The sequence below is a fragment of the Paenibacillus sp. NPDC093718 genome (genome assembly GCF_050279985.1).
GTDB lineage: Bacteria > Bacillota > Bacilli > Paenibacillales > Paenibacillaceae > Paenibacillus_AQ.
In genome coordinates this window covers 219,762-246,042 of sequence record NZ_JBNNUS010000009.1, presented here as the reverse complement: position 1 = coordinate 246,042, position 26,281 = coordinate 219,762, and the positions used below count along the sequence as shown (strand labels likewise).

The following is a 26,281-nucleotide window of genomic DNA, read 5'->3' as shown; positions in this document are numbered from 1 at the left end:
AGTTTGTGAAAGGGGGGAAAGATATGTTTAATTCATTTGAACTTGCAGGAGCAGCGCAAGGTCAAGGCGGCGGCATTTTGGGATTGATTTTGCCGTTCGTGCTGATGTTTGTCATCTTTTATTTTCTGCTTATTCGTCCACAGCAGAAGAAACAGAAGACCAGAAACGCCATGCTTAGCGCCTTGTCCAAGGGCGACAAAGTGGTAACGATCGGAGGTCTTCACGGCACGATTGTGGAGATTACCGACGACATTGTGGTCTTGAAAGTGAACGATGTAACGAAGTTAACGTTCGACCGCAACTCGATAAGCCATAGTGTGAATGCGGATGCATAATGTCGTATCACATACATATGGAATGTAATCGTTAAAACAAAGGACCGACTCCCTCATGGGAGCCGGCCTTTGTTTTTTTATATGAGCGTGGAGAATGGGAAGCAGAAGTCCATTAAGTAATGAGGAGCATTTGAGCCAGCGTTATTTTTTCAAATTGACCCCGAACATCCCCCCGATGGCGCCGCCAGCAAATACCGTGGCAATCAGCGTCAAATCTCCGAAAGACAAGGAACTATCCAAAGCAAGAAAACCAATGACGAGCAGTGTAACGCCGTATACCAGCCCTGTCAGGCAGCCGTAATACCAACCTTTGTTTCCTGCGCGCTTGCCGCTCACACAACCCCCGATAAAGGCGGAGACGGCATGTACAAGAAACGTGTAGAACGATAAATCATCTTCGGCCAGCCCGCTGCCCCATAGAAGCAGGGATAACGCCAACGCGCCAAGAAACATCCAGAAAAAAGAATACAATAGTCCTGAAAGAATCGGATTGGTGATCCTGAAAGTGAAGACTCGCCGGATCGGTTCCATGAATCATCCCCCTTAACAAATCTTGATCATTAAATTGTATGGCCAAGCCTGTATATATAGTACAAACTGAACATTTTGCTGCCGGTTTAACATGATTTCCATTAATTAATCTGTTGTAATCGAATGGGAATAGCAGTAGCAGGCCAGAATAGCTGTACATGAGAATGTTCGACAAGCTAGGAGGGATTGATTATGTCTCATATGACTATTCTGATTCTGCGGACCATTCTGATGTATGTGGTCATCTTTGTCACCATGAGAATCATGGGCAAACGGGAAATTGGAAAGCTATCCATCTTCGATTTGGTCATATCCATCATGATTGCAGAGATCGCCGTTTTTGTTCTTGAAGATATTAAAAAACCGATATGGGAGGGACTAGCTCCTATCGTAGTTTTGGTTGCGATTCAAGTAGGACTTGCATATATCGGACTGAAAAATCGAAAAATACGGCTGTTCGCTGACGGAAAACCGAGCGTGTTGGTGTCCCGGGGCAGACTCCATCGCAAAGAGATGGCAAGGCTTCGCTATAATTTGGATGATCTGATGCAGCAGCTCAGGGGCAAAGATATTGACAGTCTCGCGGACGTGGAATTTGCGATACTCGAAACATCCGGTCAGCTTACCGTGATTCCGAAGGATACGGGCAGCAGCTCCAACAGCAGTTCGAATAGCTCTTCAAGTTTATCCAACACCTCAGGCGCCACCAATTCTTCATCCACTTCATCCCAATCCGAAAAAGATAACCCTACAATCGTAGATATTCCTTACGATAAAATTACGTATGAAGGCCTGCCCATACCGCTTATATTGGATGGAAAGGTCCAAGACGAGAATCTTGAATTGATCCAAAAAACGCGGTTCTGGCTTAAGAACGAGATACAGAATTATGGCGCTAAGGATTTTAAGGATATTTTTCTATGCTCCATCGACCATAAAGGCCGAATATACATTGACCGTAAAGACAGGATCTAACGGCGACTGAATTTATTGAACCAGTTACCGACGACAGGCACACGCTCCAAGTCTCGCGGTGTTACCAGCTTGGTCATAAAAATCATGATGAAATAGACCAGAATACCAACTGTGATGGAGCTCCAAAATTGCAACCATGGCGCGGTCGAAAACGGAAAATGTTTGTACCCATAGAGAACGCAGGCACCCATAATGATCATAACCGCCCCGATTTTGACATAATCCAGCAGACGGAATCGAAAGCCGATCAGTCTTGATAGGCTGAAACCGTGGAGTAATGTAACTGCAATGCTGTTTACGATAATGGCAATGACGGCACCTTTTATGCCAAAGGCGGGATTGGATGCCAAATACAAAATAAGGCTCATTTTGATGATCGCCCCGAATAACGTATTAAGTAATGCCCGGCCCGGACGGTCCAGTGCTTGCAAGGCAGCTTGAAGCGGGGACTGCACATACAGGAACAAGGCAAACGGCGCCATGATTTTGAGCATATCGCTAATCTCCGCGTTGTTGTACAGGAGCAGGCATAATGGCTCAGCCAGGACAAACATAATGATGGCGAACGGAGCTCCGGAGACAAGCGCTAGCCGAAGGGATTGATTCATACGTTTATGGATCGTAGACCGGTCATTACGGGCAGCCGCTTCCGAGAGTGAAGGCACCAGAGAGATGGCCAGGGAAACCGTCAGTGCACCGGGCAGCAGCAGGAGCGGGATGATCATCCCTTGCAGTGCACCGTACTGGGCTGTAGCAACGGATGTCGCTATACCTGCCATGGCCAGGCTGCGATTGGTCAGAATCGTCTCCAGCAGGTAGGAGAAGGACCCTACCATCTTGCCCCCCGTAACAGGCAATGCAATGCCGAGTAAACGTTTCAGGATGCCTTGATTGGACGGGGAGTCTTCTTCTGCTTTTTTTTCAGATACTACTTCTTGGGGCTTGGGTAAAAGTTTGCTCGTTCGTCGCCCCTCTCCGGAGTATTGCAGCAGCAGCGCGATCATGCCAATCAATTCTCCTACGGCTGTTCCGAGCATGGCCCCCGCTGCCCCATAAGCAATGCCTTTGGGCATCAAGAGATGTGCAAACCACAGCATGCAAATAATTCGGACAATGGTCTCGATCACGGAGGAGCTTGCGGAGGGAATCATATTCTGTTTGCCCTGGAAATATCCGCGGTAGACTGACGAAACAGCAATGATAATCATCATGGGCGTCATACTGATAAAGGTCTGGTATACACGCTCGTCCGGCAAAAGCACGCCCGTTACCCAAGGGGCAAGGAGCAGACTGAGTCCCATAAAGAGGGTGCCTGCTGTAAGCGTCAGCATTAGACTGACATGCAGAATTTTTTGGGAAGCATCCCGCTTCCCGGCGCCTTCCGCTTCGGCGACCATTTTGGCAATGGCCAGCGGAATTCCGCCGGTAATGATGGTCACGAGCACGATAAAGAAGGGGTAGCCCAGTTGGTAAATTCCGACACCCTCGGGTCCGATGATCCGGGGGAGGGCGATCCGGGGGATAAAACCGAGTAGGCGGTTTAATATGCCGGCTGCAAGTAAAATCAGCGTTCCTTTAATAAATGATTGCTTGTTCACTGTCCATCCCACTCCCTGGTTAAGACTGAATACGATGACACGACATGGCTATTCTTATGGATATGCCCTACCTGTCCCATCTGATGACTTTACTTTTTTTTCAGGACATGGTAGGAATAGAAGGAAAGCAATGTATCATGTCGAATGTAACTTAGGGACAACAGGGAGTCAGTGAGGAGGCCATATGCATGGAACTCGAGCAAATGAGCGAGGAAGAATTGATGAGCACCATTGAAATGGTATGCTTGAGCAAGGTTGAGGAAATGCATTTGATTGGGTACGAGTATGTGACTAGCGACGATATTTGGAACTGTGTCAGCAGCAAATATGAAAAGGAAGGCGTTCCCTCCCTCCATAAACTGGTCAATGACATTCTGTCCTTGAAGGCGACAGCGTTAATGAACTATATGACAATATCAGCATATAAGGGATCTTCTTTCGATTAATCGAAGAGGTCCCTTTTGCCTTGCGTATATAAGGGTTCATTCATAAGCCCGACAAATTTTGATAAATTGACTGGGTTTTATGACATCGCTATAATAGGAATATTGAGTAAAAAGGGGGAGCAAAGGACGGCATGAAGAGAATTATCAGTTTCGTCGGAACCGTACTCGTGATCACTGTATTAATGGCCGTTACAACTCCGGGCTTGCTGAAAGACGTCCGTCTAGGTTTGGATCTTAAGGGTGGATTCGAAATCCTTTATGAAGCGGAGCCTTTGATGGAAGGGCAGCAAGTCACAAAAGAAGCATTGCAGGAAACCGCAAAGAGTTTGCAAAAGCGTGCGGATGCAATGGGAACATCAGAGCCTGAGGTTACGCCGGAAGGGACGAACCGGATTCGCTTAAAGGTGGCAGGCGTAACGGATGAGGCTGAAGTTCGAAAAACAATGAAAGAACCTGCAAACCTCACATTCCGAAGCAATGACGGCTGTAAAGAAGGCGAGGAGTTCTGTAAAATTGAGCTCCGCGGCGACGATTTCGTCGAGAACGGCGCATCGGTTGCCTATGATCAGCTTAATCAGCCTATGATAGATATTAAAGTGAAGGACAAAGGGAAGTTTGCTGAAATTACAGAACGTCTTCTCGGTCAAGAGCTGGCTATCTTCATGGACGACCAATTGCTGTCAGCTCCGACGGTGCGAGCCGTATTAACGGACGGTACCGCACAAATTACGGGGAATTATTCGCTGGATGAAGCAAAGCAGATCCGGGATACGATTAATCTCGGCGCCCTGCCGCTGAAACTGGTTGAGAAGTACTCTCAGAGCGTAGGAGCTACGCTTGGCATGCAATCTCTTACGAAAACGGTACAAGCAGGTCTTATCGCGTCTGTTGCGATTCTGCTGTTCATGATTATCAGATATCGCGTACCGGGTTTACTGGCAAGCTTTGCACTTATTTTGCATACATGGCTTCTGATCCTTATTTTCGTATGGGCTGACTTTACGCTGACGCTTCCAGGTATTGCGGCATTTATTTTAGGTATTGGTATGGCGGTTGATGCCAATATCATCACCTATGAGCGCATTCGGGAAGAGATCAGAACTGGCAAGAGTGTTCCATCCGCGGTGAAAGCAGGCGGTAAGTCATCCCTGCGAGCTATTATGGACTCCAACTTGACGACGATACTCGTTGCCGCTGTCATGTTCGGATTTGGTACCGGCGCGGTCAAAGGTTTTGCGCTTGTATTGATTCTGGAGATCATCGTGAGTATTGCCACGAACGTTTATTTCTCCCGTTTCTTGCTCAATCTGCTTGTGAATATTGGTTGGGCCCGCAAACCGAGCCATTATGGCGTAAAGGAGCGTGACATTCGTGAGCTTTAAGAAGTTTGATTTCGTAGGCAAAAGCAGATTTTTCTATATACTGTCCATTGCAATTACGATTCTGGGCCTGGTATTCCTTCTGACTCGTGGTCTTAACTACGGCGTTGATTTCCAATCCGGCTCGAACGTGGACATTGCCCTCTCCAAAATGCTGACTACGGAGCAGATTGATACCGTGTTAGAAGAGGCGGGAATCGGCGAAGATGCGAGCATTACACCTGGTAATGACCGCGTGAATATCCGATTCAGAGAGGTGCTGACCGAGGATCAGGATATGAAGATGCGTACCGGCATTGAGAAGCTGGATGAAAAGGCTACCTTCGAGGTCAACACGGTGGACCCCGAGATGGCAAAAGAGCTGGGCCGAAACGCAATTTATGCCGTATTGATCTCCTGTATCGGAATTATCATCTATGTCAGCATCCGCTTTGAATGGCGCTTTGCGATAGCAGCGATCGTAGCCCTTCTGCATGATGCATTCGTGGTTATCAGTATTTTCTCTATTCTCGGTCTTGAGGTAGACCTGACATTCATTATTGCCGTTCTGACGATTATCGGTTACTCAATTAACGATACGATCGTCATCTTTGACCGGATCAGGGAAAATCTAAGGTTTGCCAAGATCAAGCGGTACTCGGATCTTAAGGATCTGGTAAACAAAAGCTTATCTCAGACACTCGGCCGTTCGATATATACGGCACTGTCCGTGTTTATTGCAGCTTTCTTCATACTTCTGCTTGGCGGTGAGTCGATTCAGATGTTCTCGCTGGCGATTTGTATCGGGTTGTTATTCGGCGCGTACTCTTCGATCTTTATCGCGAGTCCGTTGTGGCTCCTCCTTAAAGGGCGCAATGTCAGCAATAAACCAAATTCGCCTAAGCCAAGCAAAGATAAGATTGAAATCTAATTCAGCCGCTGTTGGTAGCAGTCTAGATAGCAGAGGATCCTATACAAGTGGAAAGCCGCGTCGCTGGCGACGCGGCTTTCTAAAGTTAACAGCGTGATAAGCACAGGATCAATAGTGACATTGAGGGGGGCCTCAAGTGAGCAATGAACGTTTGAATCATACGGAGACTGTCCTTTGGACAGGCATTGTAACGGATTTAGCATTGGCCTTGTGCAAAGGGCTCGCCGGTTATTTATCCGGCAGTAAGGCTCTAATCGGAGATGCTCTGCATTCTGCCGCGAATGCCGTAACTTTATTGGTGGACCGTTTGCCAAGCCTCGGTATATTCGGCAATAAAAATTTAATTCGGGACAAACGGAACGTTTCGGGCACAACGGAGCCGGTCATTTCAATCCTATTTGCCGTTTTATTGATCATGGGCGGTATTCAAATTGCGGTATCCGCGATCCAAACCATGGCATCTGGCGACCTGGAGCCGCCGACCAAATCGGCATTGCTTGCAGTTTTCATCTCACTCGCGGTGAATGAAGCCGTGTTTCAGTACCAATCCCGACAGATAAAAAGAAACAATGACCCCAGGTACGAGGTGCTGTCCGCTGATCATCGATTTACCTTGTACTCTTCGCTAACGGTATTGATCGGCGTGTCACTAGCGATGGGGGGCTCCTACTTCGATTGGACACCCCTGCTCTATATGGATTCGGTTGCGGCTCTCATTGTGGCTTGTCTCGTAGTCCGCAAAGGGTATATATTAATCGTTCATTCCGTTTATGGTACCCTCGTGGAAGAGAAGCGGCATGAGCACGAAGCCGAATTCATGGATACGATTCAGCGAGTACATGGCGTGATAACGATCGAGGAACTGAAGGTTCAGGAATACGGGCAGATCCGTCATGTGAACATTGAAGTGAAGGTTACCGTGAATCCCCGGACGTCCGTGTTGGAGGCTCAAGAAATTGCCGAGCGCATCCGGAAGCTGTTAATGCATCGTTTTATTCAGGTTACGGATGCCCAGGTTCGCGTTGTACCCTATGAACCGGGTTATCCGTATAAATCCAACTATGACTTGATGGACAACGATATGCCGACACTGCCGCAGTAGCGTCTGGAGCTAACAGGTATAAGACAGCAGGAAAAAGGCAGGAAAAGGAAGGTGAGTCCCTGTGCTGTATTCCAAATATGAATGGAGAATACGCTCGGCAGAGTCATCGATCACCGATAGGCTGGCCCAGGATCTGTCGTTGCCACCCATGGTGGCTTCGCTCATGGCGTCACGAGGGATACAATCAGCCGAGGATGGACGGAGATTTCTATTTGGAACGTTTGAGCTGACGCATGACCCTTATCTCATGCAAGGGATGCAGGAGGCTGTACCGCGTATTCGTAAAGCGCTGGAGGATCGGGAGCATATTCTAATTTACGGCGATTATGATGCAGACGGTGTTTCCAGCACGTCATTGATGATTCATCTGATGCGTTACTTGGGCGCATCTTATGATATTTATATACCTCACCGATCCAATGAAGGTTATGGCTTACATAATCACGCACTGGATTGGGCCCATCAGCAAGGGGTCAGTCTGGTCATTACCGTCGACACTGGGATTAGCGCAGTCGAACAGATTGCGTATGCCAACAGCCTTGGCATCGACGTAATTGTCACGGACCATCATGAGCCGCCTGAGGTGCTGCCAGAAGCTTATGCGCTGATCAACCCGAAAATCCCTACATGTCCATACCCCTTTAAGGGGCTGGCGGGCGTAGGCGTGGCTTACAAGCTGGCCCAGGCACTCGTTGGAGAACCGCCGGAGGAGTGGCTTCAGATTGTTTCTATTGGAACCATTGCTGACTTGATGCCGCTCACGGGGGAGAATCGGGTGCTTGTGAAGCACGGGATCGAATCGATGCGGAATACGAGGTATGAAGGCATTCGATGCCTGCTTGAGGTATCAGGGATCCATGTGGAGCAGGTGACAGCCGTTAATGTGGCATTCTCCATGGCACCACGGATTAATGCCAGTGGCCGTCTGGATCATGCGGGCCGTGCCGTGACGCTGCTTACAACAGAACACCGGGAAGAAGCCGAGCGGCTTGCATGGGAATTGGATGGACTGAACAAGGATCGGCAGCAAGTGGTCGAAAACATCGTCCAGGAAGCGCTGGGCATGGTTCAAAACCGCTGGAGAGGACAGGAGGTTCCTCCTGTAATCGTATTGGCGGGGGAAGGCTGGAACGTTGGCGTGGTTGGTATCGTGGCCTCCAAAATACTGGAGCGATTCTACAGGCCTGTCGTTATCCTCGGGATTGATCCGGAGACGGGGAACTGCAAAGGTTCCGCCCGATCGATTCCGGGATTCGATATTTATGCGGCTCTGCACTCCTGCAAAGACGTCATGGACCACTTTGGAGGTCATCCATCCGCAGCGGGCATGAGCCTCCATCGAGACCGCTTGGAGGAATTTGAACAGGGACTTCATCGCTATGCGGAAGAAGCGCTCGAAGAAGAGCATCTGATTGCAATCTGTGATGCGGACCTGGAGGCCAGCTTGTCGGAGGTATCGGTGCCTGTTATTGAACAGATTGAACAGTTAGGTCCGTTTGGCATGGCCAATGCCGTACCGAAGATTGTTTTTCGGGATGTTGTCATCAAGGACGTCCGCAAAATCGGCAAAGAGGGGAAACATCTGAAGCTTCGTTTGCAGCAAAAGCGGGAGGTTATCGATGCAATCTCATTCGGCTGGGGACATCTAGCCGATATTTTGCCGGTGGGATCGGTTGTGGACGTGCTTGGCGAGCTTTCCGTGAATGAATGGAACGGGAGCCGTAAAGTACAGCTCATGATTCAGGATATCTGCGCTCCTTATCAGCAGGTGTTTGACTACCGCGGAATCAAGGAGCCGATACAGGAAATTCAGAGGTGGAGAGCGGAGCTGGAGCCGCATCTGCGCTGCCCGGCAGTCCGCTCGGCAGTGGTATACGCAAAAGATTCACATCCGGAAATAAAAAGTCAATTGTATGATATGTGCCTTTGGGTATATGATAGGAATGCTGGCATCATGCCGGATAATGATATTGCTGAGAACAGTCAAGAAGATATTTCCGTTTTGTTTGTACTGGATGTACCGGAGACGGCTGAACAACTGGATGCATTCATGTCAGCCTTCCATTCCGTTCCCAATATATTCATGCTGCATCCGACCCGGAACCTGCGCGAACGGCTGCAAATTCCGGACCGCGAACAGTTTAAAAAGCTGTACGTTTCACTTGCCGGAATGACGTCCGCTCCCGTGTCGGAGAATGAGGTTGTAGCGCGTCTGCAGAAGCAGACGTCCTTGTCCGAACGCATGCTGTTCAAAGTACTGGATGTGTTTGAGGAATTGGCGTTCATCGAGCGTGTCCAGGGACAGATTACCTTTATACCGAAGCCGGAGAAAAAACCGCTGGACGCTTCCCGTCACTTTCGTGAACTGAGCGATTTGGCGGATATGGAGCAGCATCTGCTGCATGCCGGTACGGAACAATTAACCCAATGGATGATGTCCCGCACAAAAGGCGTATCTTAACCGCAACTATACAGGAGGAGATTATTTTGGATTTTAAAGATTATATTCGTGTCATTCCCGATTTTCCGCAGGCGGGGATCAGCTTCAAGGATATTACTACACTGCTGAAGAATGGTGAGGTGTATCGCAAAGCCATCGAAGAATTGAAGGTCTTGGTATCCGATCTCAAAATTGATGTGATAGCTGGTCCCGAAGCCCGTGGATTTGTTGTAGGTGCTCCGCTGGCTTATGCTCTTGGGGTAGGATTCGCGCCCATTCGCAAAAGCGGAAAGCTTCCCTACGAAACGATCGAAGTGGGATATGACCTCGAATATGGTAAAGATCGCTTGGCGATGCATACCGATGCCATCGAGAAGGGTCAAAATGTATTGATTGCGGATGATCTTCTTGCAACAGGCGGTACGATTGCGACTTCGGTTAACCTCATCCGTCAATTGGGCGGAAACGTTGTTGGAGCTGCATTCATGATCGAGCTGGCTGATCTCAATGGCCGTTCGAAGCTGGATGGAATCGAAGTGTTTACATTGATGCAATACGAGTAATCGCCAACATTCTTCCTGTTTTTCCCGGGAAATAATAAAATGCCCTGAGCAGTCAGCTCAGGGCATTTTTCTATTTTTCAATCAAGTTGTCGTTTCAATCCGGCGTTTTTTCCACGAACGGCTCATCATTTTTTTCATTGGAGAGGCCGGTAATCTCGAAGACTTTGAAGAGGAGGGCCATGAGGACACCTACGATGGTAGCCAGGGCCATACCCTTCAGCTCGATGGTAGTGTTAGGAATCCTCAATGTTACGCCGCTAATCCCTGTAACAAGTACCAGCGTAGCCAGGATCATGTTGCTTGCTTTGGAGAAATCGACCCTTTGCTCAACAAAGATCCGAAGGCCGGAAGCTGCGATAACCCCGAACAGCAACAAAGATACGCCGCCCATTACAGGCGTAGGAATGTTCGCCACAACGGCGGAGAACGTTCCGGAGAAGGAGAGCAGAATCGCAATAATGGCTGCCCCGGCGATTACGAATACCGAGTATACCTTTGTGAGTGCCATGACACCAATATTTTCACCGTAGGTGGTATTGGGTGTGGAACCAACAAATCCGGATAAGATGGTAGAAATGCCGTTGCCGAGCAGGGAACGGTGAAGGCCAGGATCCTTGGAAAGATCTTTGCCCACGATATTGCTGGTGACCAGCAGGTGGCCGATGTGCTCAACGATAACAACGATTGCCACGGGTATTATGGACCAGATCGCTCCATTATCGAAAACCGGGGTTGTCAGCTCCGGGGCCGACAGGAACTTCGCGTTCGCGATTTTCTCGGTGTCTACCACGCCTAAAGCGAAGGAGAGAGCATAACCGACAACAATTCCGATCAGGATGTGAATGATTTTGGCGAAGCCGCGGAACAGGATGGATCCGAGTACGGTGACTCCAAGTGTTACGAGTGAAATCGTAATGATTTTAGGATCAATGGATTGTCCCTCTTCTGGTAAAAAGCCGGCCATACCTGCGGCAACCGGTACAAGCTCAAGCCCGATCATGGCAATAATGGCACCCATTACCGCTGGCGGGAATACAAAGTCGATCCATTTGGTTCCTGCATATTTAACGATTAGAGCTACCAGGCAGAAGATAATCCCTGTTACGATAAAGGCGCCCAGTGCCTTGCTATAGTTGGCTTCCGGATCGCCGGCGAGCACAACCAGAACCGGTGCGATAAAGGCGAAGCTGGAGCCGAGGTAGGCCGGGATCTTCCCTTTACATAAAAAAATGTAGAGCAGCGTGCCGATGCCGTTCATCAGCAGGATCATGCCGGGATCCACGCCGAATAGGTTCGGTACAAGCACCGTACTTCCGAACATGGCGAACAAATGCTGCAGGCTCAGAAGAAAACCTGGGCCAAACGGAAGTTTCTCATCTACTTGAATTTCTCGTTGCAAACCATTTCACTCCTCTTGGGACTTTAAATATAGGACCGTTCGCGTACGATCTTTAATAGATTAAATACAATCGTTCGTTTTTTCAACACTAATTTTTACAGTTCGTCAAAATATCCATTTCATGTCAAGTTTTGATGTCTCCGAGCCGGAAACGGGCATACTATAAGTGTCTGAACGCTCGACATGTTGACGTATAACGTCACAAGCGTCATAATGATAGGAAAACAATCACGAGGGAACCTGCACGTTTTGACAAGGGCGGGTTCCATTTTATATAGAAAGGGAAGAGAAGGACTCCAAAATGGGCATAGAGCGATTACTCGAAAAGGCCAGCGCCTATATAAAAGAACCCGATCTTCTCCGCATCCAGGAAGCTTATGAATTTGCGGAGCAAGCCCACCACGGACAAGTGCGGAAATCGGGAGAACCTTATATTCTTCATCCGCTTGCGGTTGCAGACATCGTGGTGAATATGCAGATGGACACGTTGTCTATTATTGCTGCGTTGCTTCATGATGTCGTTGAGGATACAACCGTATCGCTCGAGCAGATCCGTGAGCGCTTCGGGGATACTTGCGCACTGCTGGTGGATGGTTTAACGAAACTGGAACGTATCCAATTCCGATCCAAAGAAGAGCAGCAGAACGAAAATTATCGTAAAATGTTTATCGCGATGGCCCGGGACATCCGGGTGATCGTGATCAAGCTGGCGGATCGGCTTCACAATATGCGCACGCTTAAGTATCAGTCCGAGGAAAGCCAGCGCCGTATTTCCTATGAAACGCTAGAAATCTTTTGTCCGATCGCTCATCGTCTAGGTATTTCCGCGATCAAGTGGGAGATGGAGGATATCGCGCTTCGTTACTTAAATCCGCAGCAGTATTACCGCATTGCGAATTTGATGCACAAGAAGCGGGCTGAACGTGAGCAGTATATCGACAATGTCATAGTCTGTATTCATGAGAAGCTCGACGAGATGGGCATACAAGCCGATTTATCGGGCAGGCCGAAGCATATCTACAGCGTGTTTAAGAAAATGACGGTGAAGAACAAGCAATTCAATGAAATTTATGATCTTCTTGCAATCCGCATTATTGTGGACAATATCAAGGATTGTTATGCTACGCTTGGCATCATCCATACCTTGTGGAAGCCGATGCCTGGCCGTTTCAAAGATTATATCGCCATGCCAAAAACGAATATGTATCAATCCCTTCACACGACCGTGGTCGGACCGAATGGGGAACCGACAGAGGTTCAGATCCGGACCTGGGAGATGCATCGTACGGCAGAGTACGGTATCGCGGCTCACTGGGCCTATAAAGAAGGTTCCGCAGGCAACGGAGGCAGCTTCGATAACAAGATGACATTCTTCCGTGAAATATTGGAGCTGCAGCATGAGACGAAGGATGCCTCGGAATTTGTAGAATCTCTGAAGATGGACTTTTTCTCCGATTTGGTTTTTGTGTTTACGCCAAAAGGCGAGGTGATCGAGCTGCCTTCAGGCTCCGTCCCTCTCGATTTTGCCTACCGAATTCATACTGAAGTAGGAAACCGGACGATTGGTGCCAAGGTCAACGGCAGAATCGTTCCGTTGGATCATCAACTCAAGACCGGCGATATCGTGGAAATCTTAACATCGAAACATTCGTACGGTCCTAGCCAGGACTGGTTGAAGATTGCCCAATCCTCCCATGCCCGCAGTAAGATCAAGCAGTGGTTCAAGAAAGAGAAGCGGGAAGAGAATGTGGAGAAGGGGCGCGATATGCTGGAGCGCGAAATCAAGCGCCTCGGTCTTGAGGTGTCCGAATGGACGACCGATGATAAATTAATGGAGGCGGCCAAGAAATTCGCCTTTAATGATATCGAGGATATGTTATCCGCGGTTGGCTTTGGCGGGATTACTGCCGCCCAAATCTGTACCAAAGTAACCGAGAAGCTCCGTAAGGAGCAGGAGGAAGCGAATCAGCTTGAATTGACCTCCGAGATGAAGGAAATCAAGCCGGCGGAGAAACGAAGCCGTCCGACTAACGGCGTGCGCGTAAAGGGGATTGATAATCTGCTTGTGCGTTTCGCGAGATGCTGCAACCCCGTACCGGGCGATGATATTGTCGGTTACGTTACCCGCGGACGCGGTGTATCGGTCCATCGATCGGATTGTGCCAATCTGCCGTCCATGGGTGAAGGCGAGGATGCCGCGCGCGTAATCGAGGTGGAATGGGAAACGGCAGTTGAGGCTAATTACAGCGTCGATATCGAAGTGACGGGCCATGATCGCAACGGATTGTTAAATGAAGTTCTTCAGGCCGTTTCAGAGAGCAAAACGAATATTTCCGCTGTGACCGGCCGATCTGACAAGAACAAAATGGCGATGATTCACATGACGATATTGATCCGCAATACGGATCACCTCCATTCCGTTGTGGAGCGAATCAAGCGGGTGAAGGATGTATATACCGTTCATCGAATCATGCAGTAACGCAAGTGATGGCACGGTAGCGTGGTTAATGGACTCCGGGGGTTCATGGACATGGACAGTCTCGGATGATTATACAAATGCGGTCTGTTATCCTGCGGGAGACAGGCCGTTTTATTTTAAGATATCAGAGTATAAACTTCGGAGGATCTGCTGCCTGATATCGCAAGAAAAACTACCGATAAACGCGGTCTGTCTTCTTGGAGAGTACATCGATAGACATTTTTCTTATGGAAAAGAAGGAGCTAAACACAATGAGAGTGGTTATTCAAAGATGTAAGCATGCGCAAGTCAAGGTTGACCATGAAGTCGTTGGCCAGATTGAAGCAGGATTGATGGTGCTGGTCGGTGTGACGCACGAGGATGAAGAGAAGGATGCCAAATACCTTGCCGAGAAGGTTGCGGGGCTCCGCATCTTTGAGGACGAGGATGGAAAAATGAATTTTAGCGTCCAGGACGTGGGCGGAGCCATTCTGTCGGTATCCCAGTTTACACTTTATGGTGACACCCGCAAGGGAAAACGTCCGAATTTCATGGCCGCCGCCAAACCGGATGAAGCGAATGCATTGTATGAATCGTTTAACCGCGAGCTCTTAGCGAAGGGGTTGCAGGTTGAGACCGGGGTGTTCGGAGCTATGATGGACGTGTCGCTAACCAATTGGGGACCGGTAACCCTGATTATTGACAGCAGATCATAAACGGCTAAAAAAGACGGACAGCATGCATCATATTGGAGAGATGGGGCATCCTGAGTGAACAAACGCTGGAGGCATTCACACAAATAAAGGAGCCGTGTTCGCTATGCGCCAACCTCCCAAATTTTCGATATGGAGCAGTTTGCCCACGATGGTCGGGTCCGAAGACATTAGGGAAGCAGCGAGTACAGAACGCATGGTTGCAGCTTCGGAAGATCCTGTACAACTGATCAGCCTAAAGGGACATATGCGGAAGCAGCTGCCGAGATCGTAGGACTAAATAGGATAGTGTGTCACTTCTAGTGACTTCATGAAAGAGCCTGAGAATATTTCAGGCTCTTTTTCATAAGCTGTGAGTCCCATAGACCCCCTATCATGACCGTGTACCTGAATAGTGCAGATCGCAGGGCTTTCGTCCATTCCGCTGTTATAAAAAGGACATTCCAGGGTAATAACAAATCGAGGACAATCATGAAAGGAGACATGCCAGATGAGTAAAGTTGCATTTCTACTAGCTGACCAATTCGAAGATTCCGAGATGAAAACTCCTTATGATGCCGTGAAGGAAGCGGGGCATCAAGCTGATATTATTGGGTTGAAGCAAGGACAAGAGGTTAAGGGTAAACAAGGCAAGGCATCGTATACAACGGATAAAGCCATTGCCGACGTCAATATAAACGATTATGATGCGGTGGTTATTCCAGGCGGCTCTTCCCCGGAAAATTTGCGTCTGGATTCCCATATATTGCAGTTTGTTGCAGCAGCAGACAAGGCAGGCAAACCGATTGCCTCGATATGCCACGGGCCGCAAATTCTGGCAAGTGCCGACTTGCTGAAGGGACGCACGATTACTTCCTATCCTCCGCTTCAGGATGATATGGTAAATGCCGGCGCTAACTTTAAGGATGAGGAAGTCGTCGTGGATCGCAATTTCATTACTTCCCGGACGCCGAAAGACGAGCCGGCCTTTGTGCGCGAGCTGTTAAAGGCACTGTAAGAGGATAGCAGCTGCAAGCTGCGATGGTTGTCCATGTTATACCGGTCTTTCAAACATGTGGGTTGAAAAAAAGGAGGAATGGACATGTCTAGACAAATTCAAGCGTATTTCAGAACGGAAGACGAAGCTGAAGGCGCAAGGACGAAGCTGTTAACGTACAACACGGAGCAACTGGAGGTGGGACAGCTTCAGGATCCGGTTCGAGGCGGAGGCAATATCCTCGTGCCGCTGGTGCCGTGGGGCAATGCCGGCACGGGTGGAGCGACTGCAGGGGCTACAACGATGGGAGCGCCCGGCGGAGTCGTCGGAGCTCCCGGGGTCATCGTGGGCTCCCGGGACGCCAATGACAACCGCGATATAGCGCAAGATCGGCTGCACGGCGATGACACGCTGGGCGACGCGTGGCGCGAAGCGGACGTGACTGACCGGGACTATGATGATCTGAGATATACGCTGTCCGTTAAGGTAAGGGACGAGGATTACGATCAGATCGTACATGATTTGCGGGCGAATAACGCTTATGTGGAGCGATTTGATTAATTTAGCGAGAAGCTAGCTGCGTTATCCCTCTGGAAGATAGCAGATAATCATTCTGGAGGAGCTGTCTCTCGGAACGCAAAAGGGCTGTTCCTGATGGAGCAGCCTTTTTGTGGTTATAACATTAAAAGCGCTTTCTCGCTTGTAACATAACTGTAATGTTTGTTCAATGTTCCTTTAATATTCCCTGTTTATAATAACAGCATGACCCCCTTTTTTATATAATATATGTTTTGGACCTACAACGTGGTTTGTAGGTTTTTTTCTTTTTTCGGGCAATTTCAACAAAGTTTCTTGACTTTAGCGTGGTAGTTCATTAGAATCTAAAAATATAATGTTTTGGGTATACTATATTTATCAATAACAGATTTCATGACGGGAACAAGTACTCCATCCCCACAAGACCAGAGAAGAATCCCTTGGCTGTAAGGATTCGCTTGATGAGTGGACGAATGACCTCCCCGAGAACAGACGGCGAAGCAAGCACCGGTTAACCGGTGGGATAGACAGTAGCCGAACTGCGCGGCCGGGCGTTATACGGATGAAGCGGATGATTGAACGCACTGATTCAGTGTGTCAACGCCGGAATGTGGGTGGTACCACGGGTGATTATATGAATATCTCTCGTCCCTGTTGTCTTCGGACAGCGGGGCGGGAGATTTTTTAGTTTTCGCGGCTTATTGCGAAATGACTCCCAGGAGTTTTTCCATAGTTAGTTCTAAAGGTAGTTCCAAGTATTGAACCAGATCAAGGCAATGGACATGTTCCAAGGGTGAAGATGTCATAGGACGTGGAGGGATGAAGATGGCAAACGAGAAATTCGAGAAACCGACAGGCACGCAGGACATCCTGCCAGGTGCCGTCGAGAAATGGCAGTTTATCGAGGAGAAGGCACGCGATTTGTGCCGGAGATACAACTACCGCGAAATTCGCACACCGATCTTTGAACAGACCGAGTTGTTCGAACGCGGGGTGGGCGAAACCACCGACATCGTAGAGAAGGAAATGTATACGTTCAAGGATAAAGGGGATCGCAGCATGACCCTGCGTCCAGAAGGAACGGCAGGCGTCGTGCGGGCATACGTGCAGAACAAGCTGTATGGAGAGCCTGACGTCACGAAACTGTACTATATGGGTCCCATGTTCCGCTACGAGCGTCCACAGGCGGGACGTTACCGTCAGTTCCATCAGTTCGGCGTTGAGGTGTTCGGGACGGCAGATCCGGCTATCGATGCCGAGGTAATTGCGCTGGGATACAGCTTCTACAAGGAGCTTGGGCTGAACGGGGTAAAAGCAGAGATTAACTCTGTAGGGACGCCTGAGGTACGGGCGGCTTACCGCAGTGCGCTGCTTGCTTTCCTGGAACCGATGAAAGAGAACCTATGCTCGGATTGCCAGTCGCGCATGGAACGCAACCCGCTGCGCGTGTTGGACTGCAAGAAGGACCAAGGGAAGTTCGATGATGCCCCTTCGATTCTGGACAGCCTGGACGAAGAATGCAGCACACACTTTGAGAAAGTGAAAGGGTACCTGGATGCAATGGGCATTGAGTATGAAATCAATCCAAGACTGGTTCGGGGATTGGACTATTATACGCATACCGCATTTGAATTCAAGGCCCAGGGCATCGGCGCGATTGATACGGTAGGCGGCGGAGGGCGGTTCAACGGACTGGTCGATCAGATCGGCGGACCGGATCAGCCTGGCATCGGGTTCGGGATTGGTCTTGAGCGAATCCAATTGATTCTGGAGCACCAAGGGGTCAATCTGTCGGCAGCCAAGCAGCTGGATGTCTATCTGGTGGCTCTGGGTGAAGCCGCTGAGCGGGAAGTGGCAAAATTGATCTACGAACTGCGAAGCAAGGGCGTAGCTGCCGAACGCGATTACCTTGGCCGGAAAATGAAAGCCCAGATGAAATCCGCAGACCGTTTGCAAGCTCGTTATACCGCCATTTTGGGTGAAGACGAACTGGCGCGCGGGGAGATTGCACTGAAGTCGATGGAGACCGGCGAGCAGCGTACGGTTAGATTGGACCGTCTGGTTCAAGAATTGGTTTAATCGTCGCATGAAACGACTTAATTATAGTAAAGGGGAATGATAAACGATGAAAAGGACGCATCAATGCGGTCATCTGACAACCGCGAACATTGGAGAAACTGTAACACTGAACGGCTGGGTACAAACCCGCCGCGACTTGGGCGGCGTGCTGTTCATCGATCTTCGCGATCGGAGCGGCATCATGCAAATCGTATTTAACCCGGATTTCTCAGGCGAAGCTTTGGCTGTTGCTGATAAGGTCCGCAGCGAATTCGTGGTGGCTGTATCCGGTAAAGTCGTAAAGCGCGATCCTGAAACGTTCAATCCGAATCTGCCTACTGGCGAAATCGAAGTTCAAGTGACAAGCATTGAAGTGCTGAATGCAGCCAAAACGCCTCCGTTCTTTATCGAAGACGGCGTGGAAGTGGATGAGCAGCTTCGCTTGAAGTATCGCTATCTGGACCTTCGTCGTCCAGAGATGCAAAAAACGCTGATGCTGCGCTCCAAAGCGTCGAAAGTATTCCGCGACTTCCTCGATGACGAGGGCTTCGTGGATGTGGAGACGCCAATTCTGACCAAGAGCTCCCCGGAAGGCGCACGCGACTATCTCGTACCGAGCCGCGTACACGCAGGTGAATTCTTTGCGCTTCCGCAATCTCCACAAATTTATAAGCAGCTCCTTATGGTGAGCGGGCTTGAACGTTACTACCAAATTGCACGCTGTTTCCGTGACGAAGACTTGCGGGCTGACCGTCAGCCGGAGTTTACCCAGGTCGACATCGAGACATCCTTCATGGAGCGCGACGACCTGCTGAACATGATGGAGCAGCTGATGGTGAAGCTGTTCAAGGAAACCATCGGCGTTGAGCTTGCAACGCCATTCCAGCGTATCAGTTACGCTGATGCGATGGGTAAATACGGCTCCGACAAGCCGGATCTCCGCTTCGGTATGGAATTGATCGAAATGAACGATATCGTTGCAAGCAGCGGCGTCAAAGTTTTCTCTTCCGTCATTGAAAAAGGCGGCGAAGTGAAGTGTTTGAACGCTAAAGGCTGCGGGACTTGGACACGTAAGGAAATTGACGATCTGGGGCCATATGCAGCCCGTTACGGGGCGAAGGGTCTTGCCTGGATTCAAGTAAAAGAAGGCGAGTTCAAGGGGCCGATCGTGAAATTCTTCAGCGAGCAGGAAATTGAAGCGGTAAGAGAACGCACAGGAGCCGAAGACGGCGACTTGCTGCTGTTCTCCGCAGACAATAAAAAAGTGGTTGCCGACGTGCTTGGCGCACTCCGCTTGAAAATCGGACGTCAGCTTGGCCTGATCAACGACAACGAGTACAAGTTTGCTTGGGTTCTGGACTTCCCGCTGTTCAGCTATGATGAAGAGGCGAAGCGCTATGTGGCCGAGCATCATCCGTTCACCCGTCCAAAAGACGAAGATCTGGAGTTGATGGATACGGATCCGCTTGCCGTGCGCGCGGAAGCTTATGACATCGTTCTGAATGGATACGAAGTAGGCGGCGGCTCCATGCGGATTTTCAAACGCGAGATCCAAGAGAAAATGTTTGCGGCTCTTGGTATGTCGCAGGAAGTGGCGCACGACAAATTCGGTTATCTTATGGACGCCTTTGAGTACGGTACTCCTCCACACGGCGGAATCGCCTTCGGGTTGGACCGTTTGGTGATGCTGCTTGCCGGACGCACGAACCTGCGTGAAACGATTGCATTCCCGAAAACGGCAAGCGCAACGGATCTGTTGATGGACGCTCCTTCCCAGGTGGACGGAGGACAGCTGGAGCAGCTGCATATCAAACTCGCCAAGAAGCCGGGCGACGAGAAATAAGTCCGTTGTTCTTGATAAAGGAGGTTGCCTGAATTATGCTGCACCAATTTTCCCGTACGGAATTAGCCATAGGTCCTGAGGGCCTTGAGGTCATGAAAAACAGCACGGTGGCGGTGCTTGGTATCGGCGGCGTGGGGTCCATTGCGGTGGAGGCACTCGCCCGTACCGGGGTTGGCCGTATCATTCTGATCGACAAAGATGTGGTGGATATTACCAACATCAATCGGCAGATTCATGCGTTAACGACCACGGTAGGCCAGAAGAAAGCGGACCTGATGGTTGATCGGGTCAAACTGATCAATCCGGAATGTGAAGCAATCGCTCTGAACATGTTCTACACCGAAGAGACGTATGAAGAGTTGTTTAAGTTCGATCTGGATTACGTGATCGATGCGTCGGATACGATTATTTATAAAGTACATCTGATCAAGGAATGCCTGCGGCGCGGTATTCCGATCATCTCCAGCATGGGGGCAGCCAACAAAATGGATCCCACGAAGTTCCAGGTAGCTGACATCTCCAAAACGTCCATGGATCCGATTGCCCGTATTGTACGCACCAAGCTGCGCAAAGACGGCATCAAGAAAGGGGTCAAGGTCGTATTCTCACTAGAGGAGCCGATGAAGCCCCGCCAGGACGTTACGGAGAAGATCGTACCCGAGAATGCTCCTGAAATCCGGAAAGCGAAGCAGCCTCCGGCAAGCAATGCATTCGTTCCGCCTGTGGCCGGTTTGATTATGGTCAGCGTAACGGTGAAAGAGCTGCTCGAAAAAGGCGGCGTCTCGTTGTAACGAGGCAGGGCGAAAAGCGCCTGACCCAAACATAGAGTGGTTAATAAAACGCAGTGTCCAAAGCAATGGACGCTGCGTTTTTATCGTCAACGACGAGGCGCGAATATATGTAGAAAACCGGCACATGTAATTCCTGTGACAGAGCTTTGCTAGTATATCCGGGCCAGTTGTGCTACAATGAAACTCCTTTTTGTGTCACGGCCCTTAAAGCCAGACTTTCGATGCGAAAAAATATGTTTCTTAGGAGGTAACTGAAAGTGTCAGAATCTTTTCAAAGTGCCTATCAAGAAGAAGAGTCAAGGCTAAACGAGGTTATCGTTGAAATTGACCGTCAGCTTGAACGTTTGCGCGGGATTCCGGTATACACGGGTCATGATTTTACGGAGCAGGTGCTTGAAGCGGGGCGTGAAGAGAAACGGCAGGCCCTCGCCAAAAGTTTGCCGGAGCCTTACTTCGGGAGGCTGGATTTTCAGGAGAGCGGAACGGGAGCGAAGAAACCGCTCTACATCGGGAAGATCGGCTTCGATAAGGAAGATGCCGGAGATCACCCGATGGTGATTGATTGGCGAGCTCCGGTCGCGAGTCTTTTTTATTCGTTTACCGGCGGTACCGATCCTGCTTCGTTCGAAGCACCCGAAGGAATCATCGAGGGGCTAGTATACTTAAAACGCAACGTCGTGATCCGGAAGCAAATTTTGGAACGGGTATCGGATACGTACAATCGGGAAAGCGGCGGACCTGCGGTATCCGATGAGTTTTTGGTTTACCGTCTCGGGGAGAACAAGGATAACCGGCTGCGGGATATCGTATCCACGATTCAGGCCGAGCAGGACAAAATTATCCGGGCTGCCAAAAATACCGCACTTATCATCCAAGGGGTGGCGGGAAGCGGAAAAACGACGGTGGCGCTGCATCGGCTGGCCTATTTGCTCTATCAGTACAAGGAGCAGGTAACCGCGGAGAAAATGATCATATTCGCACCCAACCTGATGTTTCTGGATTACATATCCGACGTGCTGCCTGAGCTCGGAGTTGGCGATATACAGCAGCGCACGTTTGGCGATTGGGCAGCCGAGCTGCTCGATATTCAGCTCGCTTCGGATGATCAAACACAGACGCTTCATCAATGGTTCGAGACAGAGCCGGGTCAGGGTACCCCGGATATTGACGATAATGTCAGCGGGCGTTACAAAGGCTCATTGAGACTGATGGAGATCATCCGGCGCTGCGTGGAGTCCATCGAAGCGGAGGCTCTTCCGGATGGGGACTTCTCTCCATGGGATGGGGCTATCCTGAAACAGGAGACGATCGCGGAATGGTTCTACCAGGAATATAAACCGTATCCACTGGCCAAACGGAAGGAACGGCTGCTGGCCAGATTGCACCGCTGGGTCGAGATGGAACTGAAGAAATCGCCATCAGCGGTCGTGATGAAAGAACGAAAGAAAAAAGCGGCTCAACGAGAAAAGGCTTATGCAAACCGATGGCCGAAATTTGAGCCGGTCTCACTATATAAACAATTGTTTGGGGCGGTTAAGGCAACCGGATCGTGGTTTGAAGAGCTATCCGCTCTGATTCCGTCCGAGGTGCTCGCCGCAACGCGTAAAGATCTGAAGAAGAACGTGGTCCGCGAAGAGGATTTGCCTGCCTTGCTGTATTTCCACTGTTTATTGAATGATATTACCGGAGAGCAGCGTTTTGACCATATCGTTATTGATGAGGCTCAGGATTTCTCGCCATTCCAGGTGGCTGTGCTGGACCTGTTCGTCAGAGGACATTCCTTCACCATATTAGGTGATTTGTCGCAGGGCATTCATGCCTATCGCGGCGTTCATGCGTGGGAAGAGATGAGCTCCCTATTTAAGGAAGAGGAGACAGCCTATTTTGCGCTGACACGCAGTTATCGCTCCACGATGGAGATTATCGAATTTGCGAACGGCATTTTGGAGAAGGGGGTTAGCAGTGATCTGCTCGCCGTACCTGTATTCCGAAGCGGCGATGCCGTTCGCCTCATTCCTTATGATTCGGCGAAATCCAGAACGAGAGATTTGGAACGTGCGATGGAGGCACTCATCGCTAAGGGATATCGGACGGTCGCTATACTCACTCGGACATTGCGAGAAGCGCAAGAGCTGCATGAGCAATTCATTACTGCGTGGCCGACGCTGAATCTGATCGATGGCAGCAAAGGAACGTATCAGGGCGGTTATTCCGTTCTTCCTGTTTATTTGTCCAAGGGGCTTGAGTTCGATGCGGTTGTGGTGGCGGATGCAGATCAGGTGCATTACGCGGAGAAAGCTTGGGATGCCAAGCTGATGTATGTGGGATGTACGCGGGCACTGCATGAGCTGTGGCTGCTGCATGGGGAGCCGCTGCCAACTTATATCAGGACGGAGACCTCAGAAATTACGGCCAGCGGCTGGCCCGTGGAGTAACGAGATTGTGTTACTGACGTTGTAATGTAAGTGTGAAATGGAAATGTTGGAAGATGTCCCGTGGGGTGGCACATGTCTGCATGTGCTTTCTCTGCGGGACTTTTTTTTCTGCCTTTTGCTTAACCAAGCATTTGGTAGGAAGAGCCCAAATTCTCGATAAACCGGATCAAGGTCCAAACGGCGAGGATGGAAAGTGCAGCCGCCAAGATGATATAGAGGGTCATTTTTCGCATAGGTTTTCGTTTCAATTTCAAAAACCTCCCTTCGAACTCTCATGGTCTAATGAGAGTTCGTCTTCCTCGATGCGGATACCCTGTTTATATTCATAGAGAATAATGGCTAAACGGATGAAGACATACAAGCCGAGCAGGAACTGCAGGATGAGGACGGCATACAACAGGTTTAACGTGATTCTCTCATTGTCGAGGTATCCGGGGCCGAATGTTTCTTGTAATAGATTATGAGTACTGACATGAAGGTAGAGCCCCAGTATACTAAACGTCATATGGATAGCCGCGTTATACATTTTGCGCACCGATTTTTTGCGAGTCGTCATAACATTCTCCCCTGATCAGGTTCTTCAATATTTCCCTATTATATTAAACGCTCCAAATCGATGAAAGTTGGGATGTGGTTGAAATAAGCCGCAAATATTGATGGATCTATGAAAGGTGAAGCGTAGGACAGGAACTTGCCGCAGCCGCAGGCAGGGCGAAATTGAATATGGTATGATAGAGTGTGACGGAATTGATTGAAACCGGCTTATCTCTACATTGATATCAGACAAGGAAGTGTAGCAATGGATTTATTCAGTATCGGGCGTGAAGGGGACCGGGATTCCCGGCTGCTGGCTGATCGGATGCGCCCTTCGTCGCTGGATGAATATATAGGACAAGAACATATTATCGGTCCGGGTAAACTGCTCAGACGGGCCATCGAGGCAGACCAGGTCTCTTCCATTTTATTGTACGGCCCGCCGGGATGCGGCAAAACAACGCTTGCGCATATTATCTCACAGCAAACGAAGGGATACTTCGTTCGGCTGAATGCGGTGGAGGCCTCGGTAAAGGACGTCAGGGAGGTCATTGAGCAAGCCCAGAGCAACCGCAGTCTGTACGGCACCAAAACGATCCTGTTTCTGGATGAGGTTCATCGCTTCAACAGCTCAAGACAGGACGCGCTGCTGCCTGCCGTGGAGAACGGCACGATTATATTTATCGGCGCGACGACAGAGAACCCCTTTCATTACGTAAATGGGGCCTTGATGAGCCGTTCAACCTTGTTCCAGCTTGAGCCGCTAAATAAGAACCATTCCATGATCGCGATGCAGCGCGCGCTATCCGATCCGGATAAAGGCCTTGGATTCATGGATCTCCAGGCAGATGAGGAAGCATTGGAGCATATTGCAACGATGGCGAACGGCGACATCCGGCGTGCACTGAATGCGCTTGAGCTTGCTGCGATGACGACCCCGCCTGATGCAGACGGTACGGCCCATATTACGCTGGATGTGGCCGAGGAATCGATACGCAAGCCGCTCGTCAAGGCGGACGAGTCTACGCAGTATGACGTGCTGTCCGCCTTTCATAAAAGCATTCGGGGTTCCAGCGATGCGGCATTGTTCTGGTTCCTGTATGCTGTCGAAAAGCTGGGGATGGACCCGATGGTGTTCATCCGCCGCTTGATTGCTGCCAGCAGCGAGGATATCGGGCTGGCTAATCCGCAAGCGATGGTGCAGGCAGTAAGCGCACTGGACGCCTACCGGAATAACGGCTGGCCGGAAGCCAAGCTTAATATCGCCCAGGCTATCCTGTTTGCGGTGGAAAGTCCAAAATCCGATGGCGTTGTGACCGCCATATCACGTGCGATGTCCGCCATGGATGAAGTAAAATCGGCGGAGGTCCCGCTTCATCTGCGTGATGCGCATTATTCGGGGGCGGTGAAGCTGGGACATGTCGGCTATAAGTACCCGCATGATTATCCGGGCCATTACGTGAAGCAGGAATATTTGCCGAAGGAGCTCTCCCGCCGGGTGTTCTATCAGGCGACCGAGCAGGGGAACGAAGCCAAGATCGCTCACAACCAGCGATTACGACGCGAAGAATAGGGTCTTACTGCGATAACGGGATCTACGGCCGCTAGTTTAGTTAAATGGAGGAAACGAATGATGAAAACAGGGAAACAACGGTTTGTCATCCTGCTGCTGTCCGCCGGTCTTATGCTCAGCGGCTGTTCGGGGAAAAGCGCTCAGGAGCAGGTCGTAAGTGGACAGGCAACCGAGGCAGCGCATGAGCATGGACATCAGACGCAGCTGTCCAACGGGGATATCCAGGAGGCGACAGCTTCGATTGATGAGCTGCCTGCCTTTTTGAAGAGCCAGACCAGCGAACTCCAAACGATCTATGCCTTGTCCGCGCAGGTCAGTGATGTCCTGAAATACATTCCTTGTTATTGCGGCTGTGGGGACAGTGCCGGTCATGAGAGCAACCTGAACTGTTTTATTGATGAGATCCAGGAGGACGGCACCGTTGTATGGGACGATCATGGCACCCGCTGCGGGGTATGCCTGGACATTGCCGTGGAATCTGCCAAAATGAGCAGCGAGGGCAAGAGCCTGACGGAGATTCGGACCGCAATCGACGAGAAATACAGCACAGGTTATGCTAAGCCGACACCTACCCCGATGCCGCCAGCAGAAAGTTAATCCTGCTGCGGCTAAGCAAGAAGGTACCCGATGTGATCAATGGATCACTCGAGTGCCTTTTTTCTGTTGGGATTCATGTCCTTTATGG

Annotated in this window: 24 protein-coding genes; 19 read left to right on the top strand and 5 right to left on the bottom strand. The window is 50.0% G+C overall.

From position 1 onward, the window contains the following. Positions 1-23: 23 nt before the first annotated feature. Entirely contained in the window at positions 24-335 is a 312-nt protein-coding gene (gene yajC / locus ACQKPA_RS25290) for a preprotein translocase subunit YajC (protein ID WP_427495237.1), read from the top strand. Between the two features lie 141 nt (positions 336-476). On the opposite strand, the gene ACQKPA_RS25285 is transcribed toward yajC, so the two are convergent. After that, positions 477-866, bottom strand: a complete 390-nt coding sequence (locus ACQKPA_RS25285) for a TIGR04086 family membrane protein (RefSeq protein ID WP_427495235.1) — start codon at positions 864-866, stop codon at positions 477-479. Positions 867-1,058: 192 nt separating this feature from the next. On the opposite strand from ACQKPA_RS25285, the gene ACQKPA_RS25280 reads away from it, so the two are divergent. Continuing rightward, positions 1,059-1,841, top strand: coding sequence for a YetF domain-containing protein (locus ACQKPA_RS25280; RefSeq protein WP_427495233.1), 783 nt, complete (start codon positions 1,059-1,061; stop codon positions 1,839-1,841). Here ACQKPA_RS25280 and spoVB read toward each other — a convergent pair. Next, positions 1,838-3,439, bottom strand: a complete 1,602-nt coding sequence (gene spoVB, locus ACQKPA_RS25275) for a stage V sporulation protein B (protein WP_427495232.1) — start codon at positions 3,437-3,439, stop codon at positions 1,838-1,840. The genes ACQKPA_RS25280 and spoVB overlap by 4 nt on opposite strands. A gap of 188 nt (positions 3,440-3,627) precedes the next feature. Here spoVB and ACQKPA_RS25270 point away from each other — a divergent pair, with 188 nt between their 5' ends. The 6 genes from ACQKPA_RS25270 (at position 3,628) to ACQKPA_RS25245 (ending at position 10,279) form a co-directional block, all read left to right on the top strand. Beyond that, entirely contained in the window at positions 3,628-3,885 is a 258-nt protein-coding gene (locus ACQKPA_RS25270) for a post-transcriptional regulator (RefSeq protein WP_006208841.1), read from the top strand. 131 nt (positions 3,886-4,016) lie between these two features. Next, positions 4,017-5,267, top strand: coding sequence for a protein translocase subunit SecD (secD, locus tag ACQKPA_RS25265; protein ID WP_100535758.1), 1,251 nt, complete (start codon positions 4,017-4,019; stop codon positions 5,265-5,267). Continuing rightward, positions 5,257-6,174, top strand: coding sequence for a protein translocase subunit SecF (secF, locus tag ACQKPA_RS25260; RefSeq protein WP_427495230.1), 918 nt, complete (start codon positions 5,257-5,259; stop codon positions 6,172-6,174). Before secD ends, secF begins: the two co-directional genes overlap by 11 nt. Before the next feature lie 136 nt (positions 6,175-6,310). Next, on the top strand, positions 6,311-7,276 hold the full coding sequence (locus ACQKPA_RS25255) for a cation diffusion facilitator family transporter (protein ID WP_427495229.1): 966 nt from the start codon (positions 6,311-6,313) through the stop codon (positions 7,274-7,276). Positions 7,277-7,337: 61 nt separating this feature from the next. After that, complete coding sequence (gene recJ / locus ACQKPA_RS25250; RefSeq protein WP_427495227.1) at positions 7,338-9,737, top strand: single-stranded-DNA-specific exonuclease RecJ; 2,400 nt, start codon at positions 7,338-7,340, stop codon at positions 9,735-9,737. 26 nt (positions 9,738-9,763) lie between these two features. Further along, a complete protein-coding gene (locus tag ACQKPA_RS25245) occupies positions 9,764-10,279 on the top strand; it encodes an adenine phosphoribosyltransferase (RefSeq protein WP_427495226.1) in 516 nt (171 codons plus the stop codon). A 94-nt stretch (positions 10,280-10,373) separates the two neighbouring features. Here ACQKPA_RS25245 and uraA read toward each other — a convergent pair whose 3' ends face one another. After that, a complete protein-coding gene (uraA, locus tag ACQKPA_RS25240; RefSeq protein ID WP_427495225.1) occupies positions 10,374-11,678 on the bottom strand; it encodes a uracil permease in 1,305 nt (434 codons plus the stop codon). Between the two features lie 301 nt (positions 11,679-11,979). On the opposite strand from uraA, the gene ACQKPA_RS25235 reads away from it, so the two are divergent. From ACQKPA_RS25235 to ACQKPA_RS25195, 9 genes are all read left to right on the top strand, one after another. Continuing rightward, a complete protein-coding gene (locus ACQKPA_RS25235; RefSeq protein WP_427495224.1) occupies positions 11,980-14,157 on the top strand; it encodes a RelA/SpoT family protein in 2,178 nt (725 codons plus the stop codon). 251 nt (positions 14,158-14,408) lie between these two features. After that, positions 14,409-14,852, top strand: coding sequence for a D-aminoacyl-tRNA deacylase (gene dtd, locus ACQKPA_RS25230; RefSeq protein ID WP_427495223.1), 444 nt, complete (start codon positions 14,409-14,411; stop codon positions 14,850-14,852). 103 nt (positions 14,853-14,955) lie between these two features. Beyond that, entirely contained in the window at positions 14,956-15,123 is a 168-nt protein-coding gene (locus tag ACQKPA_RS25225; RefSeq protein ID WP_427495222.1) for a hypothetical protein, read from the top strand. 216 nt (positions 15,124-15,339) lie between these two features. After that, complete coding sequence (locus ACQKPA_RS25220; RefSeq protein ID WP_009592768.1) at positions 15,340-15,846, top strand: type 1 glutamine amidotransferase domain-containing protein; 507 nt, start codon at positions 15,340-15,342, stop codon at positions 15,844-15,846. A gap of 84 nt (positions 15,847-15,930) precedes the next feature. Beyond that, complete coding sequence (locus tag ACQKPA_RS25215; RefSeq protein ID WP_427495221.1) at positions 15,931-16,386, top strand: hypothetical protein; 456 nt, start codon at positions 15,931-15,933, stop codon at positions 16,384-16,386. A gap of 801 nt (positions 16,387-17,187) precedes the next feature. After that, positions 17,188-18,441, top strand: a complete 1,254-nt coding sequence (hisS, locus tag ACQKPA_RS25210; protein ID WP_427495220.1) for a histidine--tRNA ligase — start codon at positions 17,188-17,190, stop codon at positions 18,439-18,441. A gap of 46 nt (positions 18,442-18,487) precedes the next feature. Next, a complete protein-coding gene (gene aspS, locus ACQKPA_RS25205; protein WP_427495219.1) occupies positions 18,488-20,263 on the top strand; it encodes an aspartate--tRNA ligase in 1,776 nt (591 codons plus the stop codon). A gap of 35 nt (positions 20,264-20,298) precedes the next feature. Beyond that, positions 20,299-21,054 (top strand): tRNA threonylcarbamoyladenosine dehydratase, encoded by a 756-nt coding sequence (locus ACQKPA_RS25200; RefSeq protein WP_113061422.1) that lies wholly within the window; start codon positions 20,299-20,301, stop codon positions 21,052-21,054. A 257-nt stretch (positions 21,055-21,311) separates the two neighbouring features. Next, on the top strand, positions 21,312-23,489 hold the full coding sequence (locus tag ACQKPA_RS25195; protein ID WP_427495218.1) for a HelD family protein: 2,178 nt from the start codon (positions 21,312-21,314) through the stop codon (positions 23,487-23,489). A gap of 119 nt (positions 23,490-23,608) precedes the next feature. On the opposite strand, the gene ACQKPA_RS25190 is transcribed toward ACQKPA_RS25195, so the two are convergent. Together ACQKPA_RS25190 and ACQKPA_RS25185 are read right to left on the bottom strand one after the other, a co-directional pair. After that, on the bottom strand, positions 23,609-23,737 hold the full coding sequence (locus ACQKPA_RS25190) for a hypothetical protein (RefSeq protein ID WP_427495217.1): 129 nt from the start codon (positions 23,735-23,737) through the stop codon (positions 23,609-23,611). Positions 23,738-23,739: 2 nt separating this feature from the next. After that, positions 23,740-24,045: a hypothetical protein gene (locus ACQKPA_RS25185; RefSeq protein ID WP_427495216.1), complete on the bottom strand. Its 306-nt coding sequence runs from the start codon at positions 24,043-24,045 to the stop codon at positions 23,740-23,742. 243 nt (positions 24,046-24,288) lie between these two features. Between ACQKPA_RS25185 and ACQKPA_RS25180 the strand changes: the two genes are divergently transcribed. After that, positions 24,289-25,596: a replication-associated recombination protein A gene (locus ACQKPA_RS25180; protein WP_427495215.1), complete on the top strand. Its 1,308-nt coding sequence runs from the start codon at positions 24,289-24,291 to the stop codon at positions 25,594-25,596. 57 nt (positions 25,597-25,653) lie between these two features. After that, positions 25,654-26,193, top strand: coding sequence for a PCYCGC domain-containing protein (locus ACQKPA_RS25175; protein WP_427495214.1), 540 nt, complete (start codon positions 25,654-25,656; stop codon positions 26,191-26,193). Positions 26,194-26,281: the final 88 nt, after the last annotated feature.